General features: G+C 61.5%; 13 protein-coding genes. 9 read left to right on the forward strand and 4 right to left on the reverse strand.

The window, feature by feature from the left end; genetic code table 11:
* On the forward strand, positions 1-560 hold a 560-nt coding region (locus tag ACIQUS_RS12880), incomplete at its 5' end, for an amino acid ABC transporter ATP-binding protein (protein WP_403047526.1).
* Between the two features lie 71 nt (positions 561-631).
* On the opposite strand, the gene algW is transcribed toward ACIQUS_RS12880, so the two are convergent.
* Positions 632-1,789, reverse strand: a complete 1,158-nt coding sequence (gene algW / locus ACIQUS_RS12885) for a Do family serine endopeptidase AlgW (RefSeq protein WP_403047528.1) — start codon at positions 1,787-1,789, stop codon at positions 632-634.
* Positions 1,790-2,016: 227 nt separating this feature from the next.
* On the opposite strand from algW, the gene ACIQUS_RS12890 reads away from it, so the two are divergent.
* From ACIQUS_RS12890 to cysN, 3 genes are all read left to right on the forward strand, one after another.
* Complete coding sequence (locus ACIQUS_RS12890; protein ID WP_285863973.1) at positions 2,017-2,775, forward strand: Nif3-like dinuclear metal center hexameric protein; 759 nt, start codon at positions 2,017-2,019, stop codon at positions 2,773-2,775.
* Between the two features lie 136 nt (positions 2,776-2,911).
* Positions 2,912-3,829: a sulfate adenylyltransferase subunit CysD gene (gene cysD / locus ACIQUS_RS12895; RefSeq protein WP_403047531.1), complete on the forward strand. Its 918-nt coding sequence runs from the start codon at positions 2,912-2,914 to the stop codon at positions 3,827-3,829.
* A gap of 14 nt (positions 3,830-3,843) precedes the next feature.
* Entirely contained in the window at positions 3,844-5,745 is a 1,902-nt protein-coding gene (gene cysN, locus ACIQUS_RS12900) for a sulfate adenylyltransferase subunit CysN (RefSeq protein ID WP_403047532.1), read from the forward strand.
* A 1,068-nt stretch (positions 5,746-6,813) separates the two neighbouring features.
* Here the strand turns inward: cysN and ACIQUS_RS12905 are convergent.
* Entirely contained in the window at positions 6,814-7,293 is a 480-nt protein-coding gene (locus ACIQUS_RS12905) for an Lrp/AsnC family transcriptional regulator (protein WP_403047534.1), read from the reverse strand.
* A 127-nt stretch (positions 7,294-7,420) separates the two neighbouring features.
* Here ACIQUS_RS12905 and ACIQUS_RS12910 point away from each other — a divergent pair, with 127 nt between their 5' ends.
* Complete coding sequence (locus tag ACIQUS_RS12910; protein ID WP_403047536.1) at positions 7,421-8,617, forward strand: methionine gamma-lyase; 1,197 nt, start codon at positions 7,421-7,423, stop codon at positions 8,615-8,617.
* Positions 8,618-8,654: 37 nt separating this feature from the next.
* Complete coding sequence (gene mdeB, locus ACIQUS_RS12915) at positions 8,655-11,354, forward strand: alpha-ketoglutarate dehydrogenase (RefSeq protein ID WP_403047538.1); 2,700 nt, start codon at positions 8,655-8,657, stop codon at positions 11,352-11,354.
* Positions 11,355-11,402: 48 nt separating this feature from the next.
* On the opposite strand, the gene ACIQUS_RS12920 is transcribed toward mdeB, so the two are convergent.
* Positions 11,403-11,837 (reverse strand): YhcB family protein, encoded by a 435-nt coding sequence (locus tag ACIQUS_RS12920; protein WP_285863979.1) that lies wholly within the window; start codon positions 11,835-11,837, stop codon positions 11,403-11,405.
* 138 nt (positions 11,838-11,975) lie between these two features.
* Between ACIQUS_RS12920 and ACIQUS_RS12925 the strand changes: the two genes are divergently transcribed.
* The 3 genes from ACIQUS_RS12925 to zapE all read left to right on the forward strand — a co-directional run bounded on the left by ACIQUS_RS12925 (position 11,976) and on the right by zapE (position 15,162).
* Positions 11,976-12,611, forward strand: a complete 636-nt coding sequence (locus ACIQUS_RS12925; RefSeq protein WP_403047541.1) for an alpha/beta hydrolase — start codon at positions 11,976-11,978, stop codon at positions 12,609-12,611.
* Between the two features lie 24 nt (positions 12,612-12,635).
* Entirely contained in the window at positions 12,636-13,985 is a 1,350-nt protein-coding gene (locus ACIQUS_RS12930) for a tryptophan--tRNA ligase (protein ID WP_403047542.1), read from the forward strand.
* Between the two features lie 82 nt (positions 13,986-14,067).
* Positions 14,068-15,162: a cell division protein ZapE gene (gene zapE, locus ACIQUS_RS12935; protein ID WP_403047543.1), complete on the forward strand. Its 1,095-nt coding sequence runs from the start codon at positions 14,068-14,070 to the stop codon at positions 15,160-15,162.
* A 70-nt stretch (positions 15,163-15,232) separates the two neighbouring features.
* Here the strand turns inward: zapE and ACIQUS_RS12940 are convergent, their stop codons facing one another.
* On the reverse strand, positions 15,233-16,129 hold the full coding sequence (locus ACIQUS_RS12940) for a GlxA family transcriptional regulator (RefSeq protein ID WP_403047761.1): 897 nt from the start codon (positions 16,127-16,129) through the stop codon (positions 15,233-15,235).
* Positions 16,130-16,378 lie beyond the last annotated feature (249 nt).

Raw genomic sequence — 16,378 nt, forward strand, 5'->3', positions numbered from 1 at the left:
GTGACATCGTGGTCGACGGCACCTCGATCGCCGATCCCAAGACCAACCTGCCCAAGCTGCGCTCGCGGGTCGGCATGGTGTTCCAGCATTTCAACCTGTTCCCGCACCTGACCATCCTGCAGAACTGCACCCTGGCGCCGATGTGGGTGCGCAAGATGCCCAAGCGCAAGGCCGAGGAAATCGCCATGCATTACCTTGAGCGGGTGCGCATTCCCGAGCAGGCGAACAAGTACCCGGGGCAACTGTCCGGTGGTCAGCAGCAGCGGGTGGCGATTGCCCGCGCGCTGTGCATGAAGCCGAAGATCATGCTGTTCGACGAGCCGACCTCGGCGCTCGATCCGGAAATGGTCAAGGAAGTGCTCGACACCATGGTCAGCCTGGCTGAAGACGGCATGACCATGCTTTGCGTGACCCACGAAATGGGCTTTGCCCGGACCGTGGCGAACCGGGTGATCTTCATGGACAAGGGGGAGATCGTCGAGCAGGCAGCGCCGGACGACTTCTTCGACCGGCCGCAGAACGAGCGGACCAAGCTGTTCCTGAGCCAGATCCTGCACTGATACCATCGCGGGGCAAGCCCGCTCCTACGGACCTGTAGGAGCGGGCTTGCCCCGCGATGCCTTTAAACCAATCAGTTTTCTTCCTTGGCTGCGGGTGCCGGCGGTGGACGCAAGCCGATCTCGGCAGTCAGCTTGAGCTCCTTGCCGTTGCGAATGACCTGGATCGCCACCTTGTCGTTGGGCTTGATCCGCGCCACCTGGTTCATCGAGCGACGGCCATCGCCGGCCGGTTCGCCGTTGATGCTGAGGATCACATCACCCAGCTGCAGGCCGGCCTTCTGCGCCGGACCATCACGGAAAATCCCCGCCACCACGATCCCCGGACGGCCCTGCATGCCGAACGACTCGGCCAATTCCTGGCTGAGCGGCTGCACTTCGATGCCCAGCCAGCCACGAATCACCTGGCCATGTTCGATGATCGACTTCATCACCTCCAGCGCCAGCTTGGTGGGAATGGCGAAGCCGATGCCCTGGGAACCACCGGACTTGGAGAAGATCGCCGTGTTGATGCCGGTCAGGTTGCCGTTGGCATCCACCAGTGCGCCACCGGAGTTGCCCGGGTTGATCGCCGCATCGGTCTGGATGAAGTCTTCATAGTTGTTCAGGCCCAGCTGGTTACGGCCGGTGGCGCTGATGATGCCCATGGTCACGGTCTGGCCGACGCCGAAGGGGTTGCCGATGGCCAGGGCGACGTCGCCGATGTGGATGTTGTCGGAACGGCCGATGGTGATCGACGGCAGGTTCTTCAGGTCGATCTTGAGGACGGCCAGGTCGGTTTCCGGGTCGCTGCCGATGACCCGTGCCAGGGTCTCGCGGCCATCCTTGAGCGCTACCACGATCTGGTCGGCACCGGAGGTCACGTGGTTGTTGGTCAGCAGGTAGCCTTCCGGGCTCATGATCACCGCCGAGCCCAGGCTCGACTCCCAGCGCCGCTGCTTGGGCAGGTTGTCACCGAAGAAGCGGCGGAACTGCGGGTCTTCGAACAGCGGGTGGGCGGTCTTGTTGACCACCTTGGTGGTGTACAGGTTGGCCACCGCCGGGGCGGCATTGCTGACCGCGTCGGCATAGGACACCGGGCCCTGCATGATCCGCGTGGTTTGCGGCGCCTGCTGCAGGTTGACGTCCTGGCTGGGCAGGCCGACCCACTGCGGGAATCGCTGGATGATCAGCAGGGCGATCAACACGCCGACCAGCAGCGGCCAGCCAAAGTAACGCAAAGCCTTGAACATTGAACGAATCCTGGGAGTTGGCAGAGGGCCGTGGACAGCTGGGAGCGTGAAAGCGCGCGATCATACTGTGGCAAGGCTCCTGCTGGAACTGCCACAGCACCACGAAGGCCAACGTCGGATACCCCCAGGCAACTGCCGTCGGTTTCCCCAAACCCGGCGACGGCCCATAATGGCAGCCATTATACGGGGCCTTGTGCCGCGCTGAACCTGATTTGAGGAGTCTTTTCATGGCTGTTGCCCTGAGCACCCTGGTCGAGGAAGCCGAACGCTACCTTGGCAGCGCAAAAATCCAGGATTACTGCCCCAACGGCCTGCAGGTGGAAGGTCGTCCGCAGGTGACCCGCATCGTCAGCGGCGTCACCGCCAGCCAGGCGTTGCTCGATGCTGCGGTCGAAGCCGAGGCCGACCTGGTGCTGGTGCACCACGGTTACTTCTGGAAGGGCGAAAATCCCTGCATCACCGGCATGAAGCAGCGCCGGCTCAAGACCCTGCTCAAGAACGACCTGAGCCTGCTGGCCTACCACCTGCCGCTGGACCTGCATCCGGAAGTCGGTAACAACGTACAACTGGCCCGCCAGCTCGATATCACCGTGGAAGGGCCGCTGGATCCGGACAATCCGCGGGTCGTCGGCCTGGTCGGCTCGCTGGCTGAACCGATGTCGGCACGCGACTTCGCCCGCAAGGTGCAAGAGGTGATGGGGCGCGAGCCGCTGGTGATCGAAGGCGAGCAGGTGATTCGCCGGGTCGGCTGGTGCACCGGAGGCGGCCAGGGTTACATCGACCAGGCGATTGCCGCCGGTGTCGACCTGTTCCTCAGCGGCGAAGCATCCGAGCAGACCTTCCACAGCGCCCGGGAAAACGGCATCAGCTTCATCGCCGCCGGTCACCATGCTACCGAACGTTACGGCGTCCAGGCCCTGGGTGATTACCTGGCCCGGCGCTTTGCCCTGGAACACCTGTTCATCGATTGCCCGAACCCGATCTGAGGCTCAAACGGCAGGGCATATTCTTATACTGTTTCGTTCTAGTTGGACGTCTAAATAGAATCGAGTGCTGTGATACAGTGACCCGCTCGAACACGGCCCGCTGGCCGTCCATAAGATCGTATTTCCGTGAGTAGCCATGGTCGACAAACTGACGCATTTGAAACAGTTGGAGGCGGAGAGCATCCACATCATTCGTGAGGTGGCCGCCGAGTTCGATAACCCGGTGATGCTGTACTCGATCGGCAAGGACTCGGCCGTGATGCTGCACCTGGCACGCAAGGCCTTCTTCCCGGGCAAACTGCCGTTTCCGGTGATGCACGTCGACACCCAGTGGAAATTCCAGGAGATGTACAGCTTCCGCGACAAGATGGTCGAGGAAATGGGCCTGGAGCTGATCACTCACGTCAACCCCGAGGGTGTTGCCCAGGGCATCAACCCCTTCACCCATGGCAGCGCCAAGCACACCGACATCATGAAGACCGAGGGCCTGAAGCAGGCACTCGACAAGCATGGTTTCGATGCCGCCTTCGGTGGTGCCCGCCGCGACGAAGAAAAGTCCCGGGCCAAGGAACGCGTCTACTCGTTCCGCGACAGCAAGCACCGCTGGGACCCGAAGAACCAGCGTCCGGAGCTGTGGAACGTCTACAACGGCAAGGTCAACAAGGGCGAATCGATTCGTGTCTTCCCCCTGTCGAACTGGACCGAGCTGGACATCTGGCAGTACATCTACCTCGAAGGCATCCCGATCGTGCCGCTGTACTTCGCTGCCGAGCGTGACGTGATCGAGAAGAACGGCACCCTGATCATGATCGATGACGAGCGCATCCTCGAGCACCTCTCGGATGAAGAAAAGTCCCGCATCGTCAAGAAGAAAGTGCGTTTCCGTACCCTTGGTTGCTACCCGTTGACGGGCGCTGTCGAGTCTGAGGCCCAAACCCTGACCGACATCATTCAGGAAATGCTCCTGACGCGCACTTCCGAGCGCCAGGGCCGTGTCATCGATCACGATGGCGCCGGCTCCATGGAAGACAAAAAACGTCAGGGCTATTTCTAAGTTAGGGTCTCTTCATGTCGCATCAATCTGATCTGATCAGCGAGGACATCCTCGCTTACCTGGCCCAGCACGAACGTAAAGAGCTGCTGCGCTTCCTTACCTGCGGTAACGTCGACGACGGCAAGAGCACCCTGATCGGGCGCCTGCTGCACGACTCGAAGATGATCTACGAAGACCATCTGGAAGCCATCACCCGCGACTCGAAGAAAGTCGGTACCACCGGTGACGATATCGATCTGGCACTGCTGGTCGATGGCCTGCAGGCCGAGCGCGAGCAGGGCATCACCATCGATGTGGCCTACCGCTACTTCTCCACCGCCAAGCGCAAGTTCATCATCGCCGACACCCCGGGCCACGAGCAGTACACCCGCAACATGGCCACCGGCGCGTCCACCTGCGACCTGGCGATCATCCTGGTCGATGCCCGCTACGGCGTGCAGACCCAGACCCGCCGGCACAGCTACATCGCTTCGCTGCTGGGCATCAAGCACATCGTCGTTGCGGTCAACAAGATGGACCTCAAGGGCTTCGACGAAGGCGTGTTCGAAAGCATCAAGGCCGACTACCTGCAGTTCGCCGAAGCCATCAACATGGCCCCGAGCAGCCTGCACTTCGTGCCGATGTCGGCGCTCAAGGGCGACAACGTGGTCAACCGCAGCGAGCGTTCGCCGTGGTACACCGGCCCTGCGCTGATGGAAATCCTCGAAACCGTCGAAGTGGCCGCCGACCGCAACTTCACCGACCTGCGTTTCCCGGTGCAGTACGTCAACCGTCCGAACCTGAACTTCCGCGGCTTTGCCGGCACCCTGGCCAGCGGCGTGGTGCACAAGGGCGACGAGATCGTCGTGCTGCCGTCGGGCAAGAGCAGTCGGGTCAAATCCATCGTCACCTTCGAAGGTGAGCTGGAGAACGCAGGCCCCGGCCAGGCCGTGACCCTGACCATGGAAGACGAGATCGACATCTCCCGTGGCGACCTGCTGGTGCATGCCGACAACGTGCCGCAGGTAGCCGACCAGTTCGACGCCATGCTGGTATGGATGGCCGAAGAGCCGATGTTGCCGGGCAAGAAATACGACATCAAGCGGGCCACCAGCTACGTGCCGGGCTCGATCGCCAGCATCACCCACAAGGTCGATGTGAACACCCTGGAGCAGGGCGCCGCCAGTGCCTTGCAACTGAACGAGATCGGCAAGGTCAAGGTCAGCCTCGACGCACCGATCGCCCTGGACGGCTATGACAGCAACCGCACTACCGGTGCCTTCATCGTCATCGACCGCCTGACAAACGGCACCGTCGGCGCCGGCATGATCATCGCGCCGCCGGTGGTGCCGCACGGCACCGTTGGCCAGCATGGCAAGCTGGCTCATGTGGACACTGAAGAGCGTGCCCTGCGCTTCGGCCAGCAACCGGCCACCGTACTGTTCAGCGGCCTGTCGGGCGCTGGCAAGAGCACCCTGGCCTACGCCGTTGAGCGCAAGCTGTTCGACATGGGCCGTGCGGTCTATGTGCTCGATGGCCAGAACCTGCGCCACGACCTGAACAAGGGCCTGCCTCAGGACCGTGCCGGACGTACCGAGAACTGGCGTCGTGCCGCCCATGTGGCGCGTCAGTTCAACGAAGCCGGTCTGCTGACCCTGGCGGCCTTCGTCGCCCCGGATGCCGAAGGCCGCGAACAGGCCAAGGCCCTGATCGGCAAGGAGCGCCTGCTCACCGTCTACGTCCAGGCATCGCCGCTGGCCTGTCGCGAGCGTGACCCGCAGGGCCTGTATGCCGCCGGCAGCGACAACATCCCGGGTGAAAGCTTCCCGTACGACGTGCCGCTGGATGCGGATCTGGTGATCGACACCCAGAGCGTCAGCCTGGAAGAGGGCGTCAAGCAAGTGCTGGAGTTGCTGCGTAAGCGTGGTGCCATCTAAGCGTTTGGTGTAAACAAGAAGCCCCACTTCGGTGGGGTTTTTTTTGGCCGAAGCAATCGTTTCGCCAGTACATTCTACTAAGAAAGGGCTTGTTTCGCGGCTTAGCTTGCTTGAGCGAGGGGAAGGCTCGTGGAGTAATTTCTGGGTGTCCGAAGTGTGTTGGATATTGTAAGAGGGTTGTGTTTTTATAAATTTTTAATGTTGTGGTGCATATTTATGGTTTTATGGGTTTGGCGGGCAGTACATTGATGTCTCCTACTTGGGTTTGGAGGTGTTAAGTGTCTGTGAATTATGTTGTCTTTCAAAATTCCGGCTCTATGCTTTTGCCAGCCAACCACATGTTATTGCCTGGTCAGTTTTTAATGTCTGAGAATGGTCGATATTATTTGAGGTTGAAATCGGAAGGGGATTTGGTTCTTGAGCAAGACGGCGTACAAGTTTGGGTGGCTAATACTGCTTAGCCGTATAGTACTACCATCCATCGGAGGAAAATGCGTCAGTCGTTGAGTTTTGTGGTGAGTAACTCAGGGTTTTTATATGACCCATCCAGAGGTAGGCTATGGATAGCAGAGAGTACACATACAACGGATAAGTCATATTGGTATAACAATTGTTTGGTCTTGAGGGATGATGGGAATTTAGTGATTCACGATCAGCGCTCAGGTGAAGTCCGCTGGGCTCGAGTTGGCTTTGTACCCGGACGTTTTCCAAAGCCTAAGCCATATAAGGAAATTTTCAATATCAAGGTGTTCGACTGGGATTGGTTTTTTAAGGAGTGATGCGCTTTCCACATTGTTGCATGAATGGGTCCATGTCACATTTGAATTGCCTCTCATTGGCGGCCTCTGGCGGAACGAATTTTCCATTCGAGCAGGCCATTAGCGATAGAATTAGAAGACTTGCCATTATTGCTTTCATCGTTTTTCCTAGGCTCGTGTCTGGAGTTTTAGATGATCTCGCGGCACGAGCGCTAGGTACATACCAATACCTCCTAATGTTATGTAAGGCTATGACTCCACATGTGTAGGATATCTTTGTAGGCGGCGGTGCTTTAGCAAAAAATACGCTTTAAATATGCTTCTCCGACACCGGAATCACCCGCTTCTCCTTCACCGCCTTGAACGAAAAACTCGAATAAATTTCCTTCACCCCCGGCAACGACTGCAGCACTTCCCGCGCGAACTCGCCGAACGACTCCAGGTCCCGCGCCAGGATCTCCAGCAAAAAGTCATAGCGCCCGGAGATGTTGTGGCAGGCCACGATCTCGGGAATCTCCATCAGGCGCTGTTCAAAGGCCCGGGCCATTTCCTTGTTGTGCGAGTCCATCATGATGCTGACGAAGGCCGTCACGCCAAAGCCCAGGGCCTTGGGCGACAGGATGGCCTGGTAGCCGGTGATGTAGCCGCTTTCTTCCAGCAGCTTGACCCGTCGCCAGCAGGGCGAGGTGGTCAGGGCAACGCTGTCGGCCAGTTCGGAAACGGTCAGTCGGGCATTGTCCTGCAAGGCGGCAAGCAGGGCGCGGTCGGTACGGTCGATGGCGGTAGGCATGGTTTGCCCTCCGTGGCCTGGATTCATTGTTTTTTTATCAACAACCCTGGGTAAGGGTGGTCACATTTGGAAAAAATTCAGCACCTCAGTGGCATAAGCTTATAACAAACCACAAGAGGCTGTTGTCATGAGCGGCTCCACCAAGGATTCAGGTTTTGCTACCCGTGCCATCCATCACGGCTATGACCCGCTGGCTCACCAGGGGGCACTGGTTCCCCCGGTCTACCAGACGGCCACCTTCGCTTTTCCTACGGTTGAATACGGCGCGGCCTGCTTTGCCGGGGAAGAGGGTGGATACTTCTACAGCCGCATTTCCAACCCCACCCTGGCGTTGCTGGAGCAACGGATGGCGTCCCTGGAAGGCGGCGAAGCCGGCCTGGCGCTGGCCTCGGGAATGGGCGCGATCACCGCGACGCTATGGACCCTGCTACGACCCGGCGATGAAGTGCTGGTAGGGCGTACCCTCTACGGCTGCACCTTCGCCTTCCTGCACCACGGCATCGGCGAGTTCGGGGTCAAGGTACGGCATGTGGACCTGACTGACCTTGCAGCCGTTGCGGAAGCGATCAGCAGTAAAACCAAGGTCATCTACTTCGAAACCCCGGCCAATCCCAATATGCAGATGGCCGATATCGCCGCCGTGGCCACGCTGGCCCACAAGCACGACATCCATGTGGTGGTCGACAACACCTACTGCACGCCCTACCTGCAGTGCCCGCTGGAACTGGGCGCCGACCTGGTGGTGCATTCGGCAACCAAGTACCTCAGTGGCCACGGCGATATCACTGCCGGCCTGGTCGTAGGACGCAAGACACTGGTGGACCGGATTCGCCTGGAAGGGCTGAAGGACATGACCGGTGCCGTGATGTCGCCCCAGGATGCCGCCTTGCTGATGCGCGGCATGAAAACCCTGAACCTGCGCATGGATCGCCACTGCAGCAATGCCCAGGTCATCGCCGAATTCCTCGAACAGCACCCGTCCGTGGAGTTGATCAACTATCCCGGCCTGCCCAGCTTTCCCCAGTACGAACTGGCCAGACAGCAGATGCGCCTGCCCGGCGGCATGATCGCCTTCGAGCTCAAGGGCGGCATCGCCGCGGGACGGCGTTTCATGAACGCCCTGCAATTGTTCAGCCGTGCCGTCAGTCTGGGCGATGCCGAGTCCCTGGCCCAGCATCCGGCGAGCATGACGCATTCCAGCTATACCCCTGAAGAACGTGCCTGCTACGGCATCTCCGAAGGTCTGGTGCGGCTGTCGGTTGGCCTTGAGGACATCGACGACCTGCTGGCGGATATCGAACAGGCACTGAAGGCCTGCGCCTGAACCCCTCACGGAAGAGGCCAATACGATGGTGGCGATGATGAGCCTTGTGCCTGGCGATGCTGTGCCGCGGCAATTAGGGGACGATCCACAAGACGATAGCGATCCGGGCGAGACCGCCGAATGGCTGGAGGCGCTGGAATCGACCTTGCGCCACTGCGGCCCGGAGCGCGCGCGATTTCTGCTCCAGCAGTTGCAGGCCCATGCGCGCGAGTTGGGCGTGGAGCATGGCGTACAGCCCTTTTCGGCCTATCGCAACAGCTTGTCGGTGGAGCAGCAGGGCGCCTATCCGGGCGACCTGGAACTTGAGGAGCACATCACCAGCATCCTGCGCTGGAACGCCCTGGCCATGGTGGTGCGGGCCAACCACGCCTATGGCGACCTGGGTGGCCATATCGCCAGCTACGCCTCGGCGGCAGAGATCTTCGAGGTCGGCTTTCAACACTTCTTTCGTGGCGACTGCGGCGGCGAGCAGCGCACGGCTGACCTGGTGTACTTCCAGCCGCATTCGGCGCCAGGCATCTATGCACGTGCTTTTCTCGAAGGGCGCCTGAGCGAAGAGCAGCTTGCCAGTTACCGCCAGGAGGTGGCGGGCAAGGGGTTGTGCTCTTATCCACACCCCTGGCTGATGCCGGACTTCTGGCAGTTTCCCACCGGCTCCATGGGTATCGGCCCGATCAATGCCATCTACCAGGCGCGCTTCATGCGTTACTTGCAGCATCGCCAGCTGGCCGACACCGCGCAGCGGCATGTCTGGGGCGTGTTCGGTGATGGCGAAATGGACGAGCCGGAATCCATCGCCGGCCTGACCCTGGCGGCGCGCGAGCAACTGGACAACCTGACCTTCGTGGTCAACTGCAACCTGCAGCGACTGGACGGACCGGTGCGCGGCAACGGCCAGATCATCCAGGAGCTCGAAGCGCTGTTCAGCGGCGCCGGGTGGAATGTGATCAAGGTGCTCTGGGGATCGGAGTGGGACGCGCTGTTCGCCCGCGACACCGAGCATGTGTTGCTGCGCCAGCTGGCGGCTACGCCGGATGGCCAGTTCCAGAACCTGGGTGCCAAGGACGGCACCTATAACCTCGAACACTTTTTCAACCAGCAGCCGGCCTTGCAGAAGCTGGTGGAGCACATGAGTTCGGCCGAGATCAACGCGCTCAAGCGTGGTGGCCACGATTTTCGCAAGTTGTACGCGGCCTTCGCCGCTGCCAGGGCCTGCAAGGGCCGGCCGAGTGTGATCCTGGCCAAGACCAAGAAAGGCTATGGCATGAGTGCGGCGGGCGAGTCGCGGATGACCGCGCACCAGGCCAAGAAACTGGACGTCCAGGCCTTGCTGGCCTTCCGCGACCGCTTCCACCTGCCGCTCAGCGACAGCCAGGTCGAGCAGCTGCAGTTCTATCGCCCAGCCGAAGACAGCCCGGAAATGCGTTATCTGCGCGAGCGTCGAGCGGCCCTTGGCGGCCCCTTGCCGTCGCGGCGCAGTGACGTGCGCCCGATTGCAGTGCCTGCGCTGGCGACCATGGGGGGCTTTGCCCTGCAGGCCGACGGCAAGGAGATGTCCACCACCATGGCGGCGGTGCGCATGCTCGGCGCCTGGCTCAAGGCGCCGGAGCTGGGGGCGCGGGTGGTGCCGATCGTGGCTGACGAGGCCCGCACCTTCGGCATGGCCAGCCTGTTCCGGCAGATTGGAATCTATTCGCCCCAGGGCCAGTGCTACGAGCCCGAGGATGCCGGTTCGTTGCTGTCCTACAAGGAAGCGCGGGACGGGCAGTTGCTGGAGGAGGGCATTACCGAAGCCGGGGCGATTTCTTCCTGGGTGGCGGCGGCAACCTCCTATGCGGTGCATGGCGAGCCGATGCTACCGGTGTACATCTACTACTCGATGTTCGGCTTCCAGCGCGTGGGCGACCTGATCTGGGCGGCGGCCGACCAGCGTGCCCGCGGCCTGTTGCTCGGCGCCACTGCAGGGCGTACCACCCTGGGGGGCGAAGGCTTGCAACACCAGGACGGCTCGAGCCTGGTCATGGCCTCGATGGTGCCCAACTGCCGCGCCTGGGAGCCGTGCTTCGCCGGCGAGCTGGCGGTGATCCTCGAACATGCGGCGCGGCGCATGCTCACCGAGCAACGGGACGAGTTCCACTACGTCGCCGTAATGAACGAAAACTATCCACAACCGTCCCTGCCCGAGCAGGTGCACGAAGAGGTTTTGCGCGGCATGTACCGTTATGTCGAACAGCGCGTGGCAGATGCCAGGGGGAGCGTGCGCCTGCTAGGCTCCGGTGCGATCCTGCGCGAAGTGATTGCAGCCAGTGAGTTGCTGGCGGCCGATTGGCAGGTCGAGAGTGAGGTGTTCAGCGTCACCAGCTTCAGCGAGCTGGCGCGCGAGGCACGGGATATCCAGCGGGCCGGTCGCCTGGGGCAGGACAGTGCGGGCAGCAGTCATGTGCAGCGTTGCCTGGAGGGCAGCACGCCGGTGATTGCCGCCAGCGATTATGTGCGTGCCTGGCCGCAGTTGATTGCCGAGTATGTGCAGGCGCCCTATGTCACCCTGGGTACCGACGGTTTTGGTCGCAGTGACACCCGGCAGCAGCTTCGCCGGTTTTTCGAAGTGGATCGCTACAGTATCGTGCTGGCCAGCCTGCACAGCCTGGTTGGGCAGGGGCGTGTCGAGCAGCAGGTGTTGGGCCGGGCGCTGGAGCGGTATGGTCAGAAAATCACCCAGGCCCCCTGGTACCTGTAGCCGCTGGACCGCAATAAAAAACCCCGCCAATCGGCGGGGTTCGTGTTATCAGCGCTTGAGCCCGTAATGCTCGTCGAGCATGCCCGGCGCGTTGGGCGCCTTCGGTGCGTAGTCGCGTGGCACCTCGGTGTCCCGGGGCGGGGTCAGGCGATCACGCGGGGCCTGGGCGGCTTCCGAATGCAGGGCGGCCAGCAGGCGCTGGCGGGTCAGTTCGTCCAGGGCCAGGCGGTTGGCGCCATCGGCCAGGTGATCCTGGACTTCCTGGTAACTCTGGGTCAGTTTCTTGACCAGCGCAGCCGTACTGTTGAAGTGAGTCACCACCTCATTCTGGTAGCTGTCGAAACGTTCCTGGATATCATCCAGCTGCCGCTGGGTGCTGCTCGGTGCCGCATTGGGCAGCAGGCGGGCGACCAGGAAACCAACGACGACGCCCACGACGAGGGCCAGGGTCGGCAACAACCAAACTAAGAGCGAGAGTTCCACGAGTCCTTCCTCTATAAACGGCTTTGCTTTACGTTAACGGCTCGGACCTGCGCTGTATACCGCGAACGATCGCAAATATCTCAGACAGAATCATTCAGCTAGACGAGTCGACCCTTTCCGAGGTCACGGAGTTTATCCTTGCTTATCCGCGAAACCCCCGTATTCATCGATGGCCCGGTCGGCCAACTGGAAGCCTTGTACCTTGATGTCGCCGACGCTCGCGGCGTGGTGCTGCTGTGCCACCCCAACCCGGTGCAGGGTGGCACCATGACCAACAAGGTGGTGTCGATGTTGCAACGCACCGCCCGCGATGCCGGTTACATTACCTTGCGTTTCAACTACCGGGGCGTCGGCGCCAGTGCCGGCAGCCACGACATGGGCAGCGGCGAAGTGGACGATGCCCAGGCGGCGGCCAACTGGTTGCTGGAAAAGCACCCGCAGTTGCCGTTGACCCTGATGGGCTTCTCGTTCGGCGGTTTTGTCGCGGCCAGCCTTGGCGGACGCCTGGAAGCCAGCGACATCTCGCTCAAGCACCTGTTCATGGTGGCGCCGGCGGTGATGCGCCTCAGGGACCAGGATGCGCTGCCGCAGGCTTGCGCGCTGAGCGTGATCCAGCCGGATACCGACGAAGTGATCGATCCGCAGATCGTCTACGACTGGTCCGACGCACTTGTGCGCCCCCATGAGCTGCTGAAAGTGGCAGAATGCGGACACTTTTTCCATGGCAAGCTCACCGACCTCAAGGATCTGGTGCTGCCGCGCCTTTCGAATTGATACAAGCCTGATAAGCGATTACCCATGACTACGCGCATCCTTACCGGTATCACCACCACGGGCACGCCTCACCTGGGCAACTACGCCGGTGCCATTCGTCCGGCCATCCTCGCCAGCCGCGAGCCGGGTGTCGACTCGTTCTACTTCCTGGCGGACTACCACGCCCTGATCAAGTGCGACGACCCGCAGCGCATCCAGCGCTCGCGCCTGGAAATCGCCGCGACCTGGCTGGCCGGTGGCCTGGATCCTGCGCGCGTGACCTTCTATCGCCAGTCCGACATTCCCGAGATCCCCGAGCTGACCTGGCTGCTGACCTGCGTGGCGGCCAAGGGCCTGCTCAACCGCGCCCACGCCTACAAGGCCTCGGTGGACAAGAACCTGGAGACCGGTGAAGACCCGGATGCCGGTATCAGCATGGGCCTGTACAGCTACCCGGTGCTGATGGCCGCCGACATCCTGATGTTCAACGCCAACAAGGTGCCGGTCGGCCGCGACCAGATCCAGCACGTGGAAATGGCCCGCGACATCGGCCAGCGCTTCAACCACCTGTTCGGCCAGGGCAAGGAATTCTTCGCCATGCCCGAGGCGCTGATCGAGGAAAGCGTGGCGACCCTGCCGGGCCTGGACGGGCGCAAGATGTCCAAGAGCTACGACAACACCATTCCGTTGTTCACCAGCGCCAAGGACATGAAGGATGCGATTTCGCGCATCGTTACCGACTCCCGTGCACCGGGTGAAGCGAAAGATCCGGACAATTCGCACCTGTTCACCTTGTTCCAGGCTTTTGCCACGCCGGCACAAGCCGACGAGTTCCGCAGCGAGCTGCTGCAGGGCCTGGGCTGGGGCGAAGCCAAGCAGCGCCTGTTCCAGCTGCTCGACGGCCAGCTGAGTGAGTCGCGCGAGCGCTATCACCAGCTGATCAGCCGCCCGGGTGACCTGGAAGACATCCTCCTGGCCGGTGCGCAGAAAGCGCGCAAGGTCGCCACCCCGTTCCTCGAGCAACTGCGCGAGGCGGTGGGCCTGCGTTCGTTCCGTGCCGTCGAGCAGGGCGCCGCCCAGGTCAAGAAAAAAGCAGTCAAGGCAGCGCGTTTCGTCAGTTTCCGCGAAGATGACGGCAGCTTCCGCTTCCGCCTGCTGGCAGCCGATGGCGAGCAACTGCTGCTGTCGCGCAACTTCGCCGATGGCAAGACTGCCGGTGCGGTGAGCAAACAGCTGCAGCAGGGCGGTGAGCTGGATGTGCGCAGCGAAGGCCTGGGCTTCACCCTGTGGCTGGAAGGCGAGTGCGTAGCCGACGGTCCGCAGCTGGCCGACGAGGCCGCGCGTGATGCCGCCATCGAGAGCCTGCGCGTGGCCCTGCAGCCGCAGCAGGACTGAACGGCCTGACGCAAGTCTGATTGCCATTATCCGGGGCCGTCGCTACAGTGACGGCCCGCTTTTGTTGCCTTGCTAACGAATTATGACGCCCCTAGAACGATATCAAGCAGATCTGAAACGTCCCGAATTCTTCCATGACGCGGCGCAGGAAACAGCGGTGCGTCATCTGCAGCGCCTGTACGACGATCTGATCGCGGCGCAGAACAACAAGCCGGGCGTGTTCGGCAAGTTGTTCGGCAAGAAGGAGCAGGCACCGGTCAAGGGCTTGTACTTCTGGGGTGGGGTAGGGCGCGGCAAGACCTATCTGGTCGATACCTTCTTCGAAGCGCTGCCGTTCAAGCAGAAGATGCGCACGCACTTCCACCGCTTCATGAAGCGTGTGCACGACGAAATGAAGTCGCTCAAGGGCGAGAAGAACCCGTTGACCCTCATCGCCAAGCGCTTTTCCGATGAGGCGCGGGTGATCTGTTTCGACGAATTCTTCGTCTCGGACATTACCGACGCGATGATCCTCGGCACCCTGATGGAGGAGCTGTTCAAGAACGGCGTGACCCTGGTGGCCACCTCCAACATCGTGCCGGACGGCCTGTACAAGGACGGCCTGCAACGTGCGCGCTTCCTGCCGGCCATTGCCCTGATCAAGCAGAACACCGACATCGTCAACGTCGACAGCGGCGTCGACTACCGCCTGCGTCACCTGGAGCAGGCCGAGCTGTTCCACTTCCCGCTGGACGAAGCCGCCCACGAAAGCCTGCGCAAGAGCTTCCGGGCCCTGACGCCGGAATGCACCCAGGCGGTGGAAAACGACGTACTGATCATCGAGAACCGCGAGATCCGTGCCTTGCGCACCTGTGACGACGTGGCCTGGTTCGACTTCCGCGAACTGTGCGACGGCCCACGCAGCCAGAACGACTACATCGAACTGGGCAAGATCTTCCACGCCGTGCTGCTCAGCGACGTCGAGCAGATGAGCGTGACCACCGATGACATCGCCCGTCGCTTTATCAACATGGTCGACGAGTTCTATGACCGTAACGTCAAGCTGATCATTTCGGCCGAAGTCGAGCTCAAGGACCTGTACACCGGTGGTCGCCTGACCTTCGAATTCCAGCGGACCCTGAGCCGGTTGCTGGAGATGCAGTCCCACGAGTTCCTGGCGCGGGCGCACAAGCCTTAATCGGCGGCGCCTTCATCGCGGGGCAAGCCCGCTCCCACCGTGGGAGCGGGCTTGCCCCGCGATGGGGCCCTCACGCCTCCTGCATGAACTGTTGCCGATACTGGTTCGGCGACAACTCGGTGTGCTGCCTGAACAGCCGCGCAAAGAAACTCGCATCGTCGTAGCCGACCTCATAGCTGATGGTCTTGATGCTCTTGCGCGTACCCGACAACAAGCCCTTGGCCGTTTCGATCCGCAGTCGCTGCAGGTAATGCAGCGGCTTGTCGCCGGTTGCGCTCTGGAAGCGGCGCATGAAGTTGCGGATGCTCATGCCATGGTTGCGCGCCACGTCCTCGAAGCGGAACTTGTCGGCGAAGTGTTCTTCAAGCCACTGCTGGATCTGCAGGATGATCAGGTCCTGGTGCAGTTTCTGCCCGCCGAACCCCATGCGCCCCGGGGTGTAGCTGCGCTGCACTTCGTAGAGGGTGTCGCGGGCCACGGCCTGGGCCACGTTGGCACCGCAGAAGCGCTCGATCAGGTAAATGTACAGGTCGCACGCCGAGGTCGTGCCGCCTGCGCAATACAGGTTGTCGGCGTCGGTCAGGTGTTTGTCGGGGTTCAGGCTGACCTTGGGGAAGCGCTCGGCGAACTGGTTGAAGAAGCGCCAGTAGGTGGTCGCCTCCTTGCCGTCGAGCAGGCCGGCCTCGGCCAGCCAGAACACACCACTGGCTTCGCCGCAGAGCACCGCGCCACGGGCGTGCTGGTCGCGTAGCCAGGGCAGTACCTGGGGGTAGCGCTGGCAGAGGGCGTCGAAGTCGTCCCAGAAGGCCGGCAGGATGATCACATCGGCCTGTTCCAGGCCACTGTCCACCGGCAGCAGGACATCGCTGAAGCTGCGTACCGGCTGGCCGTCCGGGCTTACCAGACGGGTCTCGAACATGGGCTGCAGGCCCAGTCCCAGTTGCTTGCCATAGCGCAGGCTGGCCAGGTGGAAGAAGTCCTTGGCCTGCATCAGGGTCGAAGCGAACACATTGTCGATGGCCAGGATGCTGACGCGCCGCAAGGACGCGGAGGGTTGGGTAAACATCATTTTCTTTATTCTTATAGGGTAGAGTGGTCAATCACCGGCTGGATCGTCTTATTTTTTGGCCGTTGTGTCTACCCTCGGTTCTTGCGGGAGCGGGCTTGTCCCGCGATGCCATGAGGTCGGCAGAATGCAATCGCGGGGCAAGTCGGG

This window comes from Pseudomonas sp. NPDC090755 (assembly GCF_044769005.1).
Taxonomy (GTDB): Bacteria; Pseudomonadota; Gammaproteobacteria; order Pseudomonadales; family Pseudomonadaceae; genus Aquipseudomonas.

Bases quoted from the DNA above. Each gene is read 5' to 3' on its own strand.
- algW (WP_403047528.1), bottom strand. From the start codon at position 1,789: ATGTTCAAGGCTTTGCGTTACTTTGGCTGGCCGCTGCTGGTCGGCGTG.
- ACIQUS_RS12890 (WP_285863973.1), top strand. From the start codon at position 2,017: ATGGCTGTTGCCCTGAGCACCCTGGTCGAGGAAGCCGAACGCTACCTT.
- cysD (WP_403047531.1), top strand. From the start codon at position 2,912: ATGGTCGACAAACTGACGCATTTGAAACAGTTGGAGGCGGAGAGCATC.
- cysN (WP_403047532.1), top strand. From the start codon at position 3,844: ATGTCGCATCAATCTGATCTGATCAGCGAGGACATCCTCGCTTACCTG.
- ACIQUS_RS12905 (WP_403047534.1), bottom strand. From the start codon at position 7,293: ATGCCTACCGCCATCGACCGTACCGACCGCGCCCTGCTTGCCGCCTTG.
- ACIQUS_RS12910 (WP_403047536.1), top strand. From the start codon at position 7,421: ATGAGCGGCTCCACCAAGGATTCAGGTTTTGCTACCCGTGCCATCCAT.
- mdeB (WP_403047538.1), top strand. From the start codon at position 8,655: ATGAGCCTTGTGCCTGGCGATGCTGTGCCGCGGCAATTAGGGGACGAT.
- ACIQUS_RS12930 (WP_403047542.1), top strand. From the start codon at position 12,636: ATGACTACGCGCATCCTTACCGGTATCACCACCACGGGCACGCCTCAC.
- zapE (WP_403047543.1), top strand. From the start codon at position 14,068: ATGACGCCCCTAGAACGATATCAAGCAGATCTGAAACGTCCCGAATTC.